Origin of the sequence: Arenimonas daejeonensis (assembly GCF_007993735.1) — a bacterium.
In the GTDB taxonomy this organism is placed as follows: domain Bacteria; phylum Pseudomonadota; class Gammaproteobacteria; order Xanthomonadales; family Xanthomonadaceae; genus Arenimonas; species Arenimonas daejeonensis.
This window is the reverse complement of the sequence record NZ_CP042453.1, coordinates 1,979,749-1,997,947: the sequence shown is the minus strand read 5'-3', so window position 1 is coordinate 1,997,947 and position 18,199 is coordinate 1,979,749. Positions and strand designations below refer to the sequence as shown.

The following is an 18,199-nucleotide window of genomic DNA, read 5'->3' as shown; positions in this document are numbered from 1 at the left end:
AAGCGCCCAAAAAGAAGCCCCGCTTCAGCGGGGCTTCGGGTACGCCGGGGTACGGATTCGGCTCAGCGCAGGCCGGTCTCGTGGCGGGCGATCACCAGGCGCTGGATCTCGCTGGTGCCCTCGTAGATCTCGGTGATCTTCGCGTCGCGGAAATAGCGCTCGAGCGGCATTTCCTTCGAATAACCCATGCCGCCGTGGATCTGCACCGCCTGGTGGGTGATCCACATCGCCGCCTCGGACGCGGTGAGCTTGGCCACGGCCGCCTCGGTGGTGAACCGCTGGCCCTGGCCCTTGAGCCAGGCGGCGCGAAGGGTCAGCAGCAGGGACGCGTCGAGCTTGCACTTCATGTCGGCGATCTTCGCCTGCGTCATCTGGAAGGCGCCGATCGGCTGGCCGAAGGCCTTGCGGTCGCGCACGTAGGCCAGCGTGGCCTCGTACGCCGCACGGGCGATGCCGATCGCCTGCGAGGCGATGCCGATGCGGCCGGCGTCGAGCACGCTCATGGCGATCTTGAAGCCGTGGCCCTCGTCGCCCAGCACGTCCTCGGCGGCGCAGACGTAGTTCTGGAACTCGATTTCGCAGGTCGCCGAGGCGCGGATGCCGAGCTTGGGCTCGGTCTTGCCGCGGTGGAAGCCGGGCTTGCTCGTGTCGATCATGAACGCGGTGATGCCGCGGGCGTGCTTGTCGGGGTCGGTCATCGCGAACAGCACGATGTACCGGGCGACGGGGCCCGAGGTGATCCAGCTCTTCTTGCCGTTGATGACGAAGCTGCCGTCGGCCTGCTTGACCGCCTTGCAGCGCATGGAGGTGGCGTCGGAGCCCGACTGCGGCTCGGTCAGCGCGAAGGCGCCGATTTCCTTGCCCTCGGCGATCGCACGCACGTACTTCTGCTTCTGCTCCTCGGTGCCGAAGGTCAAGATGCCGTTGCAGAACAGCGAGTTGTTCACCGACACAATGGTCGAATGCGCGGCGTCGGCCGCGGCGATCTCGACCATGGCCAGCACGTAGCTGACCGGGTCCATGCCGGCGCCGCCGTATTCGGTCGGCACTTCGATGCCCATCAGGCCGTTTTCGCCCAGGGTGCGGATGTTCTCCAGCGGGAACTCGCCGGTGCGGTCGTGGTGTTCGGCGCTGGGCGCGATCTTTTCCTGCGCGATGCGCCGGGCCACGTCCTGGATCATCAGCTGCTCTTCGGTGTATCGGAAATCCACGGCGTGCCCTCGGTTCAATGGGGAAAGGCGGCAATTGTAGCCGCTGCCGTCGCCGGGCACAGGTGCGTGCGGCGTGAAAGGCCCCGCCCGCCTTGACGCCCCTGTGCAGCAGGCCTAACCTTCCATATCTTTGAATCCGGATGAAAGGATAGATATGGACCTGGAAGCCTGGTCGGCCTGTCTGAAGGTGCTCGCCGACCCGACCCGGGTCCGGCTGCTGGCCCTGCTGGAGCGCGAAGAACTCACGGTGGCCGAGCTGTCCTCGATCACCCGGCTGGCCCAGCCCCGCGTCTCGACCCACCTGGCCCGCCTGAAGGAAGCCGACCTGGTGCGTGACCGCCGCGCCGGCGTTTCCGCCTACTACCGATTCAACGCCGAATCCCTGGACCCGGCCGAGGGCCGCCTGTGGGAAGCCCTGCGTGACAGCACCGACGACCCCCTGCTGCGCCAGGACGCCGAACACCTGCCGGCCGTGCTGGCCGCCCGCGCCTCGGACCAGAACTGGGCCGACTCGGTCGCCGGCGACATGGAGCGGCACTATTCCCCCGGCCGCACCTGGGAAGCACTGGCGCGCTCCACCCTGCCCCTGCTCGAACCCGGCGACGTGCTGGATGTGGCCTCGGGCGACGGCGTGCTGGCCGAACTGCTGGCGCCGCACGCGCGCCGCTACGTCTGCGTGGACTCGAGCGCACGCGTGGTCGGCGCCGCCCGCGAGCGCCTCAGGAAGTACCGGCACGTCGAGGTGACCGAGGGCGACATGCAGGCGCTTTCGCAGCCCAACACCAGCTTCGACCTGGTGCTGCTGATGCACGCGCTCACCTACGCCGCCAAACCCGGCCTCGCCATCGCCGAAGCGGCGCGCGTACTGCGCCGGGGCGGCCGCCTGGTGGCCACCTGCCTGGGCAAGCACGAACACCAGGCCGCGGTGACGCCCTACGGCCACGTCAACCTGGGCTTCACGACCAAGGACCTGCGCCGCCACGCCGAGAAGGCCGGCCTCGAGGTCACGGTCTGCGAGGCCGTGACCCGCGAGAAGCGCCCGCCCCACTTCGAAGTCATCACCCTTCTGGCACGTAAACCTTGAAGACCCTGCCCTGGCACAACCCGGCGCGCACCGCGGCGCTGATCGAGGCACTGTCCCGGCGCATTCTGGTGATCGACGGCGCGATGGGCACGATGATCCAGCGCCATTCGCTGGACGAAGCCGCCTACCGCGGCGAGCGTTTCGCGCAGGGGTTCGATGGGCTTCGCTTCTCCGAAGGCCATGCTCACGGGCCGGGCTGCGGCTGCGAGAGTGATCTCAAGGGCAACAACGACCTTCTCACCCTCACCCGCCCGGACGTCATCGCCGGCGTGCACAAGGCCTACCTGGCCGCGGGTGCCGACCTGGTCGAGACCAATACCTTCAACTCGACCGCGGTCTCGCAAGCCGACTACCGGCTGGAACACCTGGTGCCGGAACTCAACCGGGAAGGCGCCCGCCTGGCGCGCGCCTGCTGCGACGAATTCGAGGCGCTGGACCCGTCGAAGCCGCGCTTCGTCATCGGCGTGCTGGGGCCGACCAGCCGCACCGCTTCGATCAGCCCGAAAGTCGAGGACGCCGGCTACCGCAACATCGACTTCGATACCCTTGCAGAACTACGTCGAGGCCGCGCGCGCCCTGGTCGAGGGCGGCGCCGACGTGCTGATGGTCGAGACGGTATTCGACACGCTCAACGCCAAGGCGGCGTTGTATGCGCTGGAGGAACTGTTCGAGGCGCTCGGCGCCAGGCTGCCGGTGATGGTCTCGGGCACGATCACCGACCGCAGCGGCCGCACCCTGTCCGGACAGACCGCCGAAGCCTTCTGGTACTCGCTGCGGCACGCGCGGCCGCTGTCCATCGGCCTGAACTGCGCGCTCGGCGCCCGCGACCTGCGCGCGCACGTGGACATGCTGTCGCAGGTGGCCGACACCCACGTCAGCTGCCATCCGAATGCCGGCCTGCCGAACGCCTTCGGCGGTTACGACGAGGGACCGGAGGAAACCGCCGGTGTGCTGCGCGAATTCGCCGAAGCCGGCCTGCTGAACCTGGTCGGCGGCTGCTGCGGCACCACGCCCGAGCACATCGCGGCGATCGCCGCGGTCGTGGCCGGACTGCCACCACGGGCGCTGCCGTCGCTTGAACCGCATACGCGGTTGGCCGGCCTGGAACCCTTCGTCATCACTGCGCAGACCAATTTTGTCAACGTCGGCGAACGCACCAATGTCACCGGTTCGATCCAGTTCAAGAAGCTGATCCTGGAGGGACGCTACGACGACGCGCTGGCGGTGGCCCGCCAGCAGGTCGAGAACGGCGCCCAGGTGATCGACATCAACATGGACGAGGGCATGCTGGACGCCGAGGCGGCCATGGCGCGCTTCCTCAACCTGATCGCCGCCGAGCCCGACATCGCCCGGGTGCCGGTAATGATCGACAGCTCGAAGTGGAGCGTGATCGAGGCCGGCCTGAAGTGCGTGCAGGGAAAGGCCATCGTCAACTCGATCTCGATGAAGGAAGGCGAAGCCGCTTTCCTCGAACATGCCGCCAAGGTGCGGCGCCACGGCGCCGCCGTGGTCGTGATGGCCTTCGACGAGACCGGCCAGGCCGACACCTTCGAGCGCAAGGTCGAGATCTGCTCGCGCGCGTACAGGCTGCTGGTCGACGAAGCGGGTTTCCCGCCCGAAGACATCATCTTCGACCCGAACATCTTCGCCATCGCCACCGGCATCGAGGAGCACGACGGTTATGCCGTCGCTTTCATCGATGCCACCCGCGAGCTGAAGCAGCGCTTCCCGCTCAGCCACGTCTCGGGCGGCGTGTCGAATGTGTCCTTCTCCTTCCGCGGCAACAACGTGGTGCGCGAGGCCATCCACGCGGTGTTCCTGTACCACGCCATCCGCGCCGGCATGGACATGGGCATCGTCAACGCCGGCGCGCTGGCGCTGTATGACGACATCGGGCCGGCGCTGCGCGAGGCGGTCGAAGACGTGGTGCTGAACCGCCGCAGCGACGGCACCGAACGCCTGCTCGCCGAAGCCGACTTGCACAAGTCGAAGAAAGGCGAGGTCCGCACCGAGGACCTGGCCTGGCGCGATGCCCCGGTGGCCGAGCGCATCAAGCACGCCCTGGTGCATGGCATAGACAAGTTCGTCGAGGCCGACACCGAAGAGGCCCGCCTGGCCGCGGCGCGCCCGCTGGACGTGATCGAAGGCCCCCTGATGGCGGGCATGAACGTGGTCGGCGACCTGTTCGGCGCCGGCAAGATGTTCCTGCCCCAGGTGGTGAAGTCGGCCCGCGTGATGAAGAAGGCCGTCGCCATCCTCATTCCCTACATCGAGGCCGAGAAGGCCCTCAACGGCGACAGCGGCAAGCCCAAGGGCAAGGTGCTGATGGCCACGGTGAAGGGCGACGTACACGACATCGGCAAGAACATCGTCGGCGTGGTGCTGGCCTGCAACAACTTCGACGTGGTGGACCTGGGCGTGATGGTGCCGGCGCAGACGATTCTTGACCGTGCCCGCGAAGAACGGGCCGACATCATCGGCCTGTCCGGCCTGATCACGCCCTCTCTGGAGGAAATGAGCCACGTCGCCAAGGAGATGAAACGGCAGGGCTTCGAGATCCCGCTGCTGATCGGCGGCGCCACCACCTCGCGCGCGCACACCGCGCTCAAGATCGACCCGCACTACGGCTCGCCGGTGGTCTGGGTGAAGGACGCCTCGCGCGCGGTCGGCGTGATGCAGTCGCTGCTCAGCGTGGACCTGCGTGCGCCCTTCGTCGCGGCCAACGATGCCGATTACGCCGAGGTGCGCGCCCGCCACGCCAACAAGGGCGACGCCAAGCCGCTGATGCCGCTGGAACGCGCGCGCAGGAAGAAGTTCGACGGCGGCTGGAACGACTACGCACCACCGGCTCCGCTCAAGCCCGGCCTCACCGTTTTCGACGACTACCCGCTGGATGACCTGCTCGACGTCATCGACTGGACGCCGTTCTTCCAGACCTGGGAGCTGGCGGGCCGTTACCCGGTCATACTCGACGACGCCGTGGTCGGGGCGCAGGCGCGGGAGTTGTTCGAAGACGCGAAGACGATGCTCGATCGCATCCTGCGCGAGAAGTGGCTGACGGCCAGGGCAGTGGTCGGGCTGTGGCCGGCGAACGCGGTCGGCGACGACATCCATCTGGATGCGGGTACGGCCGGCAAGACCGTGCTGCACTGCCTGCGCCAGCAGGCCGACAAACCCGACGACCGGCCGAACCTGTGCCTGGCCGATTTCATCGCCCCCGCCGACAGCGGCCGCCAGGACTGGGTGGGTGCCTTCGCGGTGACCGCAGGCCTGGGCATCGAACCGCACGTGGCGCGTTTCGAGGCCGACAACGACGACTACAACGCGATCCTGCTCAAGGCCCTGGCCGACCGCCTGGCGGAGGCGCTGGCCGAGCGCCTGCACCAGCGTGTCCGCACCGAGATCTGGGGTTATGCACCGGACGAGGCGCTGGACAACGAGGCGCTGATCCGCGAGCAGTACCAGCATCCGTCCCGCCCCGGGTTACCCCGCCTGCCCCGAGCACAGCGAGAAGGCGACGATATTCCGCCTGCTGGAGGCGGAGAAGCACACCGGCCTGCGGCTGACCGAAAGTTTCGCGATGTACCCGGCCGCCGCAGTCAGTGGCCTGTACTTCTCGCATCCGGGCAGCCAGTACTTCGTGGTCGGCCGGCTGTCGCGCGAACAGGTCGCCGATTACGCGCGGCGCAAGGGCGTGCCGCTGACACAGGCCGAGCGTTGGCTCGCTTCCAACCTCGATTACGACCCGGAATAAATCGCGAGGGGTCAGATCACCTTTTTCGGCCCCATGAAAAAGGTGCTCTGACCCCGGCTTTCACCACACCAGATCGTCAGGCACCTGGTACTGCGGATCGGCGTAAGGATCGTCGCCCGCGGGCGCGTCCGGATCCACGCGCAATGCCACCGCCGGCGCGAAGATCGCCTCGACCTCGGCCAGCAGCGTGGCCGCCACCAGCAGATAGCGTCCGTCCAACTGCACGACGCCCAGTTCGCCGGCGTTGAGCGCCTTGAGCTGGGTTTCGGTGACGTGGATGCGCTTGATCTTGCCGCCGTAGGGGAAGTGGCGGGCGATCTCGGCCGCGGGGTCGTTGAGCGACTTGTCCTTCAGGAATTCCGCCAGCCTGGCCTTGGCCTCGCGGCGTTGGCGCGCCTCTTCCTGGCGCAGGCGTTCGGCTTCGATGCGTTCTTCCTTTTCCTTCTGCGCGCGGATGGCGTATGCCTTGGCCAGGTCGATCTCTTCCTGGCTGCGCGCCTTGGCGGGACGCGGCTTGCCGCTGCGCCGTGCGTCGGCGCCCTGCCCCGGCTTGCCGTCGCGTCGCGGTTCACCGGGTTTGCCCGACGTACGCGGACGCGAGTCCCCGGGCTTGCCGCCCGAAGGGCGCGGACGACCCTCGCCACGCCGCTCACCCGGCTTCTGCGCGCCGGCATCGGGGCGACGGTCGTTGCGTGGGCGCGGTTCAGGCTTGCGCTCGGGCTCCGGCGCCTTGAAGCCCAGGCCCAGAAGTTTCTCGCGCAGGGAATTGCTCATCGTGACTTGCCTTCGTTCTTCAGTAGTGCGGCGGTGGCGGTTCGTCACCGGGATCCGCGTAAAGCTGCGTGCGGACCTGCTTGAGGTCGGTCAGTGCACGCTGCAGCATTTCGGTGTTGCGGGCGACTTCCATGCGCGCTGCGGCCAGGGCGTCGCTCATCTCGGTCAAGGCCTGGTCCTGGAATGCAACGCGGGTCTCGAGCTCCGCCACGCGCTGTTCAAGCCTGGCGGCGTCCGCTGGCGGAAGTCCTGTCTGGTCAGTGGACGGCATCGTCATCTCCCCGGTCAGCGCGGCAGCAGGCTGCGCCCGCGCCCGATGCCGTAGTAGGCCAGGCCGGCGGCTTCGACCGTGGCGGGGTCGTAGATGTTGCGGCCATCGAATACGACGCGACCGCGCAGCGTCGCCGCCAGTGCCTGGAAGTCCGGGTTCCAGTAGGCCTTCCATTCCGTCACCACGATCAAGGCGTCGGCGCCGTCGACCGCTTCGGCCGGGGTCCGGCAGTACGCCAAGCCTTCACGCTCGCCGAAGATGCGCCGTGCTTCGCCCATCGCCTCGGGATCGTGCGCCCGCACGCGGGCGCCGGCGGACAGCAGCTGTTCGACCAGGGTGCGGCTGGACGCCTCGCGCATGTCGTCGGTATTGGGCTTGAAGGCCAGGCCCCAGAGGGCGAAGGTCTTTCCGGCCAGCGCGCCACCGAAGTGGTGGCCGACCAGCTCGAACAACTTTCCCTTCTGGCTCAGGTTCACCGCTTCCACGGATTCCAGCAGTCGGGCCTCGTAGCCGTGCTGGCGGGCGGTGCGGCCCAGGGCCTGCACGTCTTTCGGGAAACACGAGCCGCCGTAACCGGCGCCCGGGTAGATGAAGTGATAACCGATGCGCGGGTCCGAACCGATGCCATGGCGCACCATCTCGATGTCCGCCCCGACCCGCTCGGCGATGTTGGCCATCTCGTTCATGAAGCTGATCTTGGTCGCCAGCATCGCATTGGCCGCGTACTTGGTCAGTTCGGCCGAACGTTCGTCCATCACCACGATGCGTTCGTGGTTTCGGTTGAAGGGCGCGTACAGCCGCTTCATGCGTTCGATGGCCGCGGGGCTGCGCGAACCCAGCACGATGCGGTCGGGGCGCATGCAGTCGTTCACCGCCGCGCCCTCCTTGAGGAATTCCGGGTTGGAGACCACGTCGTAGGCGATATCGGCACCGCGCGCCGACAACTCGGCCGCGATCGCCTCGCGCACGCGGTCGGCGGTGCCCACCGGCACCGTGGATTTGTTCACCACGACCACCGGCCGTGACAGGTGCTTGCCGATGGTGCGCGCCACCGCCAGCACGTACTGCAGGTCGGCGCTGCCGTCCTCGTCCGGCGGCGTGCCGACGGCGATGAACAGTATCTCGCCGTGCGCGATCGCACCGATGGCATCGGTGGTGAAGGCCAGGCGCCCGGCACCATGGTTGGCCCGCACCAGGTCTTCCAGGCCGGGCTCGTAGATCGGAATCACGCCGCGCTCGAGGCCTTCGACCTTGGCCTGGTCGATGTCCACGCACACGACTTCGTGGCCGACCTCGGCCAGGCAGGCGCCAGTGACCAGGCCTACATAACCCGTGCCGAATACCGTGACTCGCATATACGCCTACCCCACGACAGACGGACAGCCTGCCCTGAAAAACAAACCGGCGCCGGGAGGACTCCCGGCGCCGGACGATGTTGGCACGATTACTTGACGATCTCGATCAGTTCGACCTCGAAGGTCAGCATCGCGTTCGGCGGGATCGGGCCGCCGCCGCTGTCGCCGTAACCCAGCTCGGACGGGATCCAGAAGGTGTACTTGCTGCCGACCGGCATCAGGGCGACGCCCTCGGCCCAGCCCGGGATGACCTGGTTGAGGCCGAACTCGGCCGGCTGGCCGCGCTCGTAGGAGCTGTCGAATTCGGTACCGTCCAGCAGGGTGCCCTTGTAGTGCACGCGCACCACATCGGTGGCGGCGGGCGTGGCGCCATTGCCGGCGCGCTCGACGCGGTACTGCAGGCCACTCTCGGTCGTCTTCACGCCCGGCTTGTCCTTGTTTCCGGCCAGGAAGGCGGCCCCTTCGGCCTTGCCCTTTTCGGCCTTTTCAGCCTGCTCGGCGGCCTGCTTGGCCTGCAGCTTGGCAGTGAAGGCCTCCTGCACCAGCAGTGACTGTTCTTCGGTCAGCTTCGGGGTTTCGCCGGCGAACGCGGTGGCCATCGCCTCGGCAAGCACCTCGACATCCAGGTCGTCCTTGATCGGCGTCAGCGACTTGGCCATGTCCAGGCCGATCATGTAGCTGACCTGCTTCTTTTCGGTTTCCAGACCGGCGATGCCCGGCACGGCGGGGCACCCGGTTCGGTCTTGGCGGTGTCGGAAGCCTGGGCGTCGGCGGCGGGCGTCTCGGCCTCGTGCTCGTCCTCGGACTTGTTGCAGGCGCTGAGCGAGAGCACCAGGCTGGCCAGGACCAGCGGCGCGGCGAAACGCAGGGCGGAATTCATTGCGGAAGCACTCCTGAAGGGCGGGCCGGGGTCGGCACGTCGCCGGCTATTGTCGCGGGGCGCCGCCGCCACGGCAATCGCGGGCTGTCCTGCGGTTCAGGCGGCTGGCGGTTTCGCGCCAGCCGCCCGGACACCAGGCCCTGCACCCCGTGGAACGATCAGGCCCCGGGCTTGTCCGGCAGCGGCGCTGCCAGCAGTTTTTCGATCTCGGCCACCAGTTTCGGGTCGTCGGGCGTGGTGCGGCTGCCGAAACTCGCCACCACCTTGCCGTCGCGATCGATCAGGTACTTGTGGAAGTTCCATCCCGGCGCTTCCCCGTCGCCTTTGCAAGATCAGCGTAGAGCGGGGTCGCTTCCGTGCCGCGCACCTGGACCTTTTCGAACATGGGGAACTTCACGCCATAGGTCAGCGTGCAGAACTCCTGGATCTCCTCCTCGCTGCCGGGCTCCTGGCCCATGAAGTCATTGGACGGGAAGCCAAGCACCGCGAAGCCACGCTCCTTGTACTTGGCGTGCATGGCCTCCAGGCCTTCGTACTGCGGCGTGAAACCACATTTGCTGGCGGTGTTCACCACCAGCAGCACCTGCCCGCCATAGGTGGCCTGCAGGTTCACGGTTTCCTTGCCCGCCAACTGACGGTAATCGCGGTCCAGCAGGGTTTCCCCGGCCAGGACCGGGCTGGCGGCCAACAGGCCGGCCATGGCCATGGATGTCCAAAGCTTCATTTGACGCCCTCCCCGGCCCACGCCGGTCTGTGCCATCAGTTTGGTCCCAAAAGTGTGCACGGGGTGTTGACAGGTCGTTTTCTAGTGTTATAGTTACCTACAACACCTATCCATTACCTCACCAAGCCGGGAGGCGGTATGTACCCCAAATTCAAGACCAACCTGATCGGACTGGCCGTGGCGCTGGGCTTCGTGGTGGTCGGCTTCGGGCTCGGCGAACCGCCCCGCCCCCTGGCCAGCCCCGAAGCCGCCCCGGCGACCCTGATCCAGGCCGTGAACGCCGAGACGGCCAACACCGACTCCGCCGCCTCCGTCCGGACGATCCGCCGTGGCGCGCTGAAGCGGCACCTGGCGATGCCCTACGTATCTTTCGCGGCCCTGACGCCGCGCCAGGAGTCCTGAGATGAATATCGCCTGGAACGACAGCGCGCCGATCTACCGTCAGCTCAAGGACAAGGTCGTGGCCATGATGCTCGACGGCGTCCTGCAGCCCGGTGAGGCCCTGCCCTCGGTGCGCCAGATCGCCGCCGAGTACCAGCTCAATCCGATCACCGTCTCCCGCGCCTACCAGGAGCTGGCGGACGAAGAACTCGTGGAAAAACGAAGGGGACTTGGCATGTACGTGACTGAAGGGGCCCGGGAGAAGCTGCTGGCGTCCGAGCGCGACCGCTTCCTGAAGGAAGAGTGGCCGCTGGTGGTCGAGCGCATCCAGCGCCTGGGCCTGGATTTCGAAAAGCTGATGAACAGCGCGAACAAGGAGAGCCAGCGATGAGCGCCGTGATCTCCGCCAGGAACCTCCGCAAGACCTACAAGGGCAAGCCCGCGGTCGACGGCGTCAGCTTCGACATCCCGGCCGGCCGCATCGTCGGCCTGATCGGCCCGAACGGCTCGGGCAAGACCACCACCCTGAAGGCGGCCCTGGGCCTGGTGCCCTTCGAGGGCGAGCTCAAGGTGCTGGGCAAGAACCCGCGCACCGAACGCGACGAACTGATGCAGGACGTCTGCTTCATCGCCGACGTGGCCGTGCTGCCGCGCTGGATGAAGGTAAAGGACGCCGTGGACTTCGTCGCCGGCGTGCACCCGCGCTTCGACCGCAAGAAGGCCGAGGCCTACCTGGCGCACACCAAGCTGACGCCGGGCATGAAGGTCAAGGAGATGTCCAAGGGCATGATCGTGCAGCTGCACCTGGCGCTGGTGATGGCGATCGACGCCAAGCTGCTGGTGCTGGACGAGCCGACCCTGGCCTGGACATCCTCTACCGCAAGCAGTTCTACCAGAACCTGCTGGAAGACTATTTCGACGAGCAGAAGACCATCGTGGTGACCACCCACCAGGTCGAGGAGATCGAGCACATCCTCACCGACCTGATGTTCATCCGCGAGGGCAAGATCGTGCTTTCGGCTTCGATGGACGAGGTCGGCGAGCGCTTCACCGAGGTCATGGTGCCGGCCGACAAGACCGAAGCGGCCCGCGGCCTGAAGCCGATCGACGAGCGGCAGGTATTCGGCAAGGCCGTGATGCTGTTCGACGGCGTGCCGCGCGGCGAACTCGCCGGTTACGGCGAAACGCGCAACCCGGGCATTGCCGACCTGTTCGTCGCCACCATGAAAGGAACCTACGCATGAACACCTTCAAATGGCTCCTGAAGCGCGAATACTGGGAGCATCGCGGTGGCTTCTTCTGGGCCCCCGTGGTGACCGGCGCGATCTTCCTGCTGCTCAGCATCATGGCGATCATCGCCGGCGAGAGCGTGCGCCGTTCCGTTGACGACGGCGAAAGCATCCAGATGAACGGCGTGGAACTGCGCCAGCTCACCGAGACCCTGACGCCGAAGGAAATGGCGGAACTGGGTGGCGGACTGGACCTGGGCACGCTGATGGCCGGCTCCTGGCCCTTCATCGTGCTGGCCTTCGTAGTGTTCTTCTACTGTCTGGGCGCGCTGTACGACGACCGAAAGGACCGCAGCATCCTGTTCTGGAAGTCGCTGCCGCTGTCCGACGGCCAGACCGTGCTGTCGAAGCTGGCCAGCGCACTGGTGGTCGCCCCGGTGATCGCCACCGCCGCCGCCATCGTCACCTCGTTCGGCTTCCTGCTGATCCTGAGCGCCTATGCGGCCATGCACGGCGGCAACCCGTTCGACCTGATCTGGGGTCCGGCCAGCCCGCTCACCATCGCCTTCCACCTGGTCGCGGCGCTGCCCGTCTATGCCGCCTGGGCGCTGCCGACCGTCGGCTGGCTGCTGCTGGTGTCGGCCTGGACGCGCAGCAAGCCCTTCCTGTGGGCATTCCTGGTGCCGCTGTTCGCCGGCGTGCTGGTTAGCTGGTTCGACGTGATGGAGATGTTCGGTTCGAAGGCCGAGTGGTTCTGGGCAAACGTGGTCGGCCGCCTGCTGTTGGGCACCGTGCCGGGCATGGACCTGGTGTACCGCGCCGGCAGCGACCCGGAAATGCAGCGCTTCAACCCGGAAGGCCCGCAGGACATCGTGGCGCTGTTCTCGGCGCAGAACGCCTGGGGCGCCTTCGCGACCATCGACCTGTGGGTTGGCGTGGTGGCCGGCGCGGCAATGATCTTCGCCGCGATCCACTACCGCCGCTCCCGCGACGAAGGTTGAGTCCCACTTGGGCGGGAGGCTGACGCCTCCCGCCCTTTTCATTTTTCGAACGGGAAACCCGCCATGCAACCGAGCCGAATCCTCTCCGCCTCCTTCCTGGCCGCTGCCTTCCTGCTCTCCGCCTGCAGCCGTGATTCCGACCCCCAGGCGGAGGCCCGGGGTGGCATCGACGGCCTGGCCGACAAGGTCGCCGCCGAGGTCCGCGCTGAACTGGCCACGGAAAACATCGGCCTCGACCGTGGCCACAAGGATCTGCCGAAAGCCGAGATCACCCCGACCGGCGACCTGATCATTGACGGCAAGACGGTCCTGATGGATGAAAAGCAGCGCGCCCTGGCGCTCGAATACCGCAAGCGGCTGTCGGACGTTGCCGAAGCTGGCGCCCGGGTCGGCCTGGAAGGGGCCGAGCTGGCCACCAAGGCCATGAAGGAAGCCGCCGTGGCGGTATTCAGCGGCGACCAGACCAGCATGGACGAACGCATGAAAAAGGAAGCCGAGGGCATCCGTGCCAGTGCCGCCGCGCTCTGCGATCAGCTGCCGGCGCTGCGGCAGGCCGAACAGGACCTCGCCGCCGCCGTGCCCGAGTTCGCGCCCTATGCGGACATGGACGAGGACGACATCAACGACTGCCACGCCGAGATCAACACGCCATGAAATCACTCGCCCTGATCGCCCTGCTCTGCCCCGCCCTCGCGGCGGCTTCCGATTGCGAACACAGCCAGGACCGTTCGCTCACCCTCGACCTCGCCGGCGTGCGCTCGGTGCGGATCGAAATCGGTTCCAACGACCTGCGCCTGGCACCCTCCGGTGCAGCGGATGCCCGCTTCGGCGCGCGCGCCTGTGCTTCCTCGCCGGAACTGTTCGAGCAGCTCACGCTCGAACAGCGACGCGAAGGCGACCGCCTGGTGATCGTGGCCAGGCGCGACGGTTATTCGGTCGGCTGGATCAAGCCGAAGTACGCCTACCTGGAGATCGACGCCCGGCTCCCGGCCAGCCTGGCCTATGAAGTGAAGGTCGGTTCCGGCGATGCCGATGTGTCGGGCCTCGGCTCGCTGCGCGCCGATGTCGGTTCGGGCGACATCGAGGTGCGCGACATTGCCGGCCTGCTCGAAGTCGAAGTCGGTTCCGGCGACGTGCTCGCCGAAAACGTCGGCGAACTGCGCGTCGACTCGGTCGGTTCGGGCGACCTGGAAGCCAGCGGCGTGCGCGGCGATGTGCTGGTGCGCGACATCGGTTCCGGCGACGTCGACCTGCGTCGTGTCGGCGGCAATGTCGAGATCGCCTCGATCGGCTCCGGCGACGCCGATGTCGATGAAGTCACCGGTGACCTGCGCGTGATCGAGGTCGGCAGCGGCGAAGTCTCGCCGAGCCGTATCGGTGGTCGCACCACCCTGCCCGCCGACGACTGAGACGGGGTTTCAGCCCGCCCCGCCACCCGGTTTGCCATGGATGCCGCCCTTCGCCAGGGCGGCCGGATCCAGCAGGGTCCGCAGCTGTTTTTCCGGCAGGCCGGTCACTTCCCGCGCCACTTCCAGCACCGGCCGGCCTTCGCGATAGGCCTGTTTGGCAATCGCCGCCGCCTTTTCGTAACCGATCACCGGGTTCAATGCCGTCACCAGGATCGGATTGCGGTCCAGAGCCTTGCGCAGGGTGTCCTGGCGCACGCTGAAACCGGCGATGGCGGTGTCCGCCAGCAGACGCGAGGCATTGGCCAGCAGCTCGATCGACTGCAGCAGGTTGTGCGCGATCACCGGCAGCATCACGTTCAACTGGAAATTGCCGCTGGCGCCGGCCACCGTCACCGTGGTGTGGTTGCCCATCACCTGGGCGCAGACCATGCACAGCGCTTCCGGCACCACCGGATTCACCTTGCCCGGCATGATCGAACTGCCCGGCTGCAGCGCCGGCAGCTCGATTTCTCCCAGGCCGGCCAGCGGTCCGGAATTCATCCAGCGCAGGTCGTTGCCGATCTTCATCAGCGCCACGGCCAGCACGTTCAACTGGCCGGACAGTTCGACCGCACCGTCCTGCGAGGCGATGCCCTCGAACAGGTTGCCGGCCTGTTCGAAACGTGTGCCCGACAAAGTCGACAGCTCCGCCGCGACCCGCTTGCCGAAACGCGGATCGGCATTGATGCCCGTGCCCACCGCCGTGCCGCCGATCGGCAGCCGGCGCAGGCGCTTGAGGCTGTCCTCGATACGCTCGATGGCCGAAGCCAGCTGCGCCGACCAGGCGCCCAGTTCCTGGGCCAGGGTCAGCGGCATCGCGTCCATCAGATGGGTGCGGCCGGTCTTGACCACCTTGCCCAGGCCGCGGGCGCGCTTGTCGATCACGCCGCGCAGGTGTTTCAGCGCCGGCAGCAGGCGTTCGCGGCAGGCCAGCACGGCCGCGACCTGGATCGCGGTCGGGATGACGTCGTTGGAACTCTGGCCCATGTTGACCTGGTCGTTGGCGTGCACGGGTTTTTCGCGCCCGACGAAGCCAGGCTGGCGATCACCTCGTTGGCATTCATGTTGCTGGAGGTGCCCGAGCCGGTCTGGAACACGTCCACCGGGAACTGGCCGTCCAGGTCCCCGGCCGCCACCTGCAGCGCCGCCGAGCGGATCGCGGCGGCCGTGCCCTTGGGCAAGTGCCCGAGTCCGGCATTGACCCCGGCCGCAGCGGCCTTGACCAGGCCAAGCGCCCGGATGAAATCGTGCGGCATGCGCAGCCCCGAGATCGGGAAGTTCTGCACGGCGCGTTGGGTCTGGGCGCCGTACAGCGCCTCGGCGGGCACCTGCAGGTCGCCCAGGCTGTCGTGTTCGAGGCGGGTCTTGCTGGCCATGGCGGCCCTCCTGGCGACGTGACCCCGAGCATAACGCGCTCGTGTGGGAGGGACTTCAGTCCCGAAGCTCCGGCCGTCGGGGCTCAAGCCCCTCCCACAGGGGAGCGGGTAGAATGGCAGTCTTCACCGCCCGCCGAGCCTTCCGATGTCCGACCACGCCCTCACCGCCCTGTCCCCGCTCGACGGCCGCTACGCCGCCAAGGCCGAGGCCCTGCGGCCGATCTTCTCCGAGTACGGCCTGGTCAAGGCGCGTGTCCGGGTGGAAATCGAGTGGCTGCTGGCCCTGGCCAGCGAATCGCACATCGTCGAACTGCCGCCTTTCTCCGGCCCCGCCATCGACCGGCTGCGCGCCCTGGTGACCGGCTTCTCGGTCGCCGACGCCGCCCGCGTCAAGGAGATCGAGCGCACCACCAACCACGACGTCAAGGCGGTCGAGTACTTCATCAAGGAACGCCTGAAGGACGACGCCGAGCTCGGCCCGGCCCTGGAGTTCGTGCATTTCGCCTGCACCAGCGAGGACATCAACAACCTCAGCTACGCCCTGATGCTCAACGAGGCCTACACCACCGTCGTGGCGCCCAGGACCTGGGAAGTGGCGGAGAAGCTGCAGGCGATGGCGCACGAACACGCCGCCCTGCCGATGCTCTCGCGCACCCACGGCCAGACCGCCTCGCCGACCACGGTCGGCAAGGAACTGGCCAATGTCGTCGCCCGGCTGCAGCGCCAGGTCGCGGTGATGCACGGCATCGAGTTCCCCGGCAAGATCAACGGCGCCGTCGGCAACTACAACGCCCACGTGGTCGCCTATCCGGAAGTCGACTGGCCGGCGCTGGCGCAGCGTTTCGTCGAATCGCTGGGCCTGGACTTCAACCCCTACACCACCCAGATCGAGCCGCACGACGGCATCGCCGAACTGTGCGACGCGCAGCGCCGCATCAACACGATCCTCGTGGACCTCTGCCGCGATGTCTGGGGCTACATTTCGCTGGGCTACTTCAAGCAGGCGGTGAAGGCCGGCGAAGTCGGCAGCTCGACCATGCCGCACAAGGTCAACCCGATCGACTTCGAGAACGCCGAGGGCAACTTCGGCCTGGCCAATGCCCTGCTCTCGCACTTCTCCGAGAAGCTGCCGATCAGCCGCTGGCAGCGCGACCTCACCGACTCCACCGTGCTGCGTGCGCTCGGCACCGCCTTCGGCCATTCGATCATCGCGCTCGACGCGCTGCAGCGGGGCCTGGGCAAGCTCAGCACCAACCCCGAACGCCTGGCCGCCGACCTCGATGCCGCCTGGGAAGTGCTGGCCGAGCCGGTGCAGACCGTCATGCGCCGCCACGGCCTGCCCAACCCGTACGAACAGCTCAAGGCGCTGACCCGCGGCCAGGGCATCACCGCCGAGTCCATGCGTACCTTCATCGAAGGCCTGGACCTGCCGGCGCCGGCCAAACAGCGCCTGCTGGCGATGACGCCCGGCAGCTACACCGGCCTGGCCGAACGCCTCGCCCGCGAGGTCTGAGCCCGCCATGGCCCGGCTCCCGATCGAGGTCGATGGTGCCGGGCTGCCGCCGCTGGGCATGGCGCCGGAAAAGTTCCTGCGCGACTACTGGCAGAAGCGCCCGCTGCTGGTCCGCAACGCCTTCCCGGGTTTCGTCTCGCCGATCACGCCCGAGGATCTCGCCGGCCTGGCCTGCGAAGAGGCCGCGCTGGCCCGCATAGTGCTGCATGACCGCAAGCGCGACCGCTGGGAACTGCGCAACGGCCCCTTCGCCGAGGAATCGTTCCCGAAACTGCCGAAGAAGGACTGGACCCTGCTGGTCCAGGACGTCGACAAATGGGACATGGACGTGCGCGCGCTGCTCGGCGCCTTCCGTTTCCTGCCGGCCTGGCGCCTGGACGACATCATGGTCAGCTTCGCCGCGCCGGGTGGTTCGGTCGGCGCGCACGTGGACCAGTACGACGTCTTCCTGCTGCAGGCCCACGGCCGCCGCCGCTGGCAGATCGACACCGACCCGAAGGCACCGAAGGATTTCCGCCCCGACGTCGAACTGAAACTGCTGCGTGAGTTCACGCCGGACCACGAATGGGTGCTGGCGCCCGGCGACATGCTCTACCTGCCGCCCGGTGTGCCACACCACGGCGTGGCCGAGGACGCCTGCCTGACCTTCTCGGTCGGCATGCGTGCACCCTCGCGCGCCGAACTGATGCTGGACTTCGTCGAGGAACTGGCCGCCGCGGTTCCGGAAGAGTCCCGCTACGCCGATCCCGAGCTCACGCTGCCCGCCGATCCCCACGAAATCGACGAAGCCGCCTTCGCACGCGTGCGCGCCGCGCTGTCGGAACTGCAGACGCTGGACGAAACCGCGCTGCGCCGCTGGTTCGGTCGTTTCATCACCCAGTACCGCGCCGCGGGTGAGCTGGCCAGCCCGGCCCGGGCGCCGACCCTGGCTGCGGTCGCCGACACCCTGGCCCGGGGCGGCCACCTGCACCGCCACCCACATGCCCGCCACGCCTGGGCGCGCGAGGGCAAACGTGCGCGCCTGCACGCCAACGGCCTGGCCTATGCCATGGGCGTGGCGTCGGCCCGGATGCTGGCCGCGGCCGAAGTGATCGACGACGCGGCCTTCGCCGCCCTCGACGCCGAGGGTCGCAACGCACTGGATGCCCTGCTCGCCCAGGGCCACTATCATCTGCAGAAGCCCGCACGCCGCCGCTGA

At 67.6% G+C, this 18,199-nt stretch carries 13 protein-coding genes and 5 pseudogenes; 10 read left to right on the top strand and 8 right to left on the bottom strand.

All coding sequences use genetic code 11. The annotated features are described in order from the left end of the window. Window positions 1–62: 62 nt before the first annotated feature. The gene (locus FRZ33_RS09665) at window positions 63–1,229 is read right to left on the bottom strand and encodes an acyl-CoA dehydrogenase family protein (RefSeq protein WP_425480586.1); all 1,167 of its coding nucleotides are present in this window, start codon (window positions 1,227–1,229) and stop codon (window positions 63–65) included. Window positions 1,230–1,365: 136 nt separating this feature from the next. Between FRZ33_RS09665 and FRZ33_RS09660 the strand changes: the two are divergent. Both FRZ33_RS09660 and metH read left to right on the top strand, forming a co-directional pair. Beyond that, window positions 1,366–2,292 (top strand): annotated as a pseudogene (locus FRZ33_RS09660) (ArsR/SmtB family transcription factor); the annotation flags it as partial. 86 nt (window positions 2,293–2,378) lie between these two features. Further along, a pseudogene (metH, locus tag FRZ33_RS09650) lies at window positions 2,379–5,730 on the top strand (methionine synthase); the annotation flags it as partial. Window positions 5,731–6,109: 379 nt separating this feature from the next. Here metH and FRZ33_RS09645 read toward each other — a convergent pair. The 6 genes and pseudogenes from FRZ33_RS09645 to FRZ33_RS09620 all read right to left on the bottom strand — a co-directional run bounded on the left by FRZ33_RS09645 (window position 6,110) and on the right by FRZ33_RS09620 (window position 10,053). Further along, window positions 6,110–6,823, bottom strand: coding sequence for a DUF2058 domain-containing protein (locus tag FRZ33_RS09645; RefSeq protein ID WP_146909324.1), 714 nt, complete (start codon window positions 6,821–6,823; stop codon window positions 6,110–6,112). 19 nt (window positions 6,824–6,842) lie between these two features. Continuing rightward, window positions 6,843–7,094: a SlyX family protein gene (locus FRZ33_RS09640; RefSeq protein ID WP_146909322.1), complete on the bottom strand. Its 252-nt coding sequence runs from the start codon at window positions 7,092–7,094 to the stop codon at window positions 6,843–6,845. A gap of 14 nt (window positions 7,095–7,108) precedes the next feature. Next, window positions 7,109–8,449, bottom strand: coding sequence for a UDP-glucose dehydrogenase family protein (locus FRZ33_RS09635; protein ID WP_146909320.1), 1,341 nt, complete (start codon window positions 8,447–8,449; stop codon window positions 7,109–7,111). An 89-nt stretch (window positions 8,450–8,538) separates the two neighbouring features. Further along, entirely contained in the window at window positions 8,539–9,171 is a 633-nt protein-coding gene (locus tag FRZ33_RS09630; protein WP_227977753.1) for an FKBP-type peptidyl-prolyl cis-trans isomerase, read from the bottom strand. Further along, a complete protein-coding gene (locus FRZ33_RS09625) occupies window positions 9,120–9,329 on the bottom strand; it encodes a hypothetical protein (RefSeq protein ID WP_146909319.1) in 210 nt (69 codons plus the stop codon). Before FRZ33_RS09625 ends, FRZ33_RS09630 begins: the two co-directional genes overlap by 52 nt. Window positions 9,330–9,487: 158 nt before the next feature. Beyond that, window positions 9,488–10,053 (bottom strand): annotated as a pseudogene (locus FRZ33_RS09620) (glutathione peroxidase). A 138-nt stretch (window positions 10,054–10,191) separates the two neighbouring features. Here FRZ33_RS09620 and FRZ33_RS09615 point away from each other — a divergent pair. The 6 genes and pseudogenes from FRZ33_RS09615 to FRZ33_RS09590 all read left to right on the top strand — a co-directional run bounded on the left by FRZ33_RS09615 (window position 10,192) and on the right by FRZ33_RS09590 (window position 14,073). After that, complete coding sequence (locus FRZ33_RS09615; RefSeq protein WP_146909317.1) at window positions 10,192–10,455, top strand: hypothetical protein; 264 nt, start codon at window positions 10,192–10,194, stop codon at window positions 10,453–10,455. A gap of 1 nt (window position 10,456) precedes the next feature. After that, the gene (locus FRZ33_RS09610) at window positions 10,457–10,825 is read left to right on the top strand and encodes a GntR family transcriptional regulator (RefSeq protein ID WP_146909316.1); all 369 of its coding nucleotides are present in this window, start codon (window positions 10,457–10,459) and stop codon (window positions 10,823–10,825) included. Beyond that, window positions 10,822–11,678: pseudogene (locus FRZ33_RS09605) on the top strand (ABC transporter ATP-binding protein). Before FRZ33_RS09610 ends, FRZ33_RS09605 begins: the two are co-directional and overlap by 4 nt. Beyond that, on the top strand, window positions 11,675–12,664 hold the full coding sequence (locus FRZ33_RS09600) for a hypothetical protein (protein WP_146909314.1): 990 nt from the start codon (window positions 11,675–11,677) through the stop codon (window positions 12,662–12,664). Before FRZ33_RS09605 ends, FRZ33_RS09600 begins: the two are co-directional and overlap by 4 nt. A gap of 63 nt (window positions 12,665–12,727) precedes the next feature. Beyond that, complete coding sequence (locus tag FRZ33_RS09595) at window positions 12,728–13,318, top strand: DUF2884 family protein (RefSeq protein ID WP_146909312.1); 591 nt, start codon at window positions 12,728–12,730, stop codon at window positions 13,316–13,318. Next, the gene (locus FRZ33_RS09590; protein WP_146909310.1) at window positions 13,315–14,073 is read left to right on the top strand and encodes a DUF4097 family beta strand repeat-containing protein; all 759 of its coding nucleotides are present in this window, start codon (window positions 13,315–13,317) and stop codon (window positions 14,071–14,073) included. Before FRZ33_RS09595 ends, FRZ33_RS09590 begins: the two co-directional genes overlap by 4 nt. 9 nt (window positions 14,074–14,082) lie before the next feature. On the opposite strand, the pseudogene FRZ33_RS09585 reads toward FRZ33_RS09590, so the two are convergent. Continuing rightward, window positions 14,083–15,488 (bottom strand): annotated as a pseudogene (locus tag FRZ33_RS09585) (class II fumarate hydratase). 145 nt (window positions 15,489–15,633) lie between these two features. On the opposite strand from FRZ33_RS09585, the gene purB reads away from it, so the two are divergent. After that, on the top strand, window positions 15,634–17,001 hold the full coding sequence (gene purB, locus FRZ33_RS09580; protein WP_146909308.1) for an adenylosuccinate lyase: 1,368 nt from the start codon (window positions 15,634–15,636) through the stop codon (window positions 16,999–17,001). A gap of 7 nt (window positions 17,002–17,008) precedes the next feature. Continuing rightward, on the top strand, window positions 17,009–18,199 hold the full coding sequence (locus FRZ33_RS09575) for a cupin domain-containing protein (protein ID WP_146909306.1): 1,191 nt from the start codon (window positions 17,009–17,011) through the stop codon (window positions 18,197–18,199).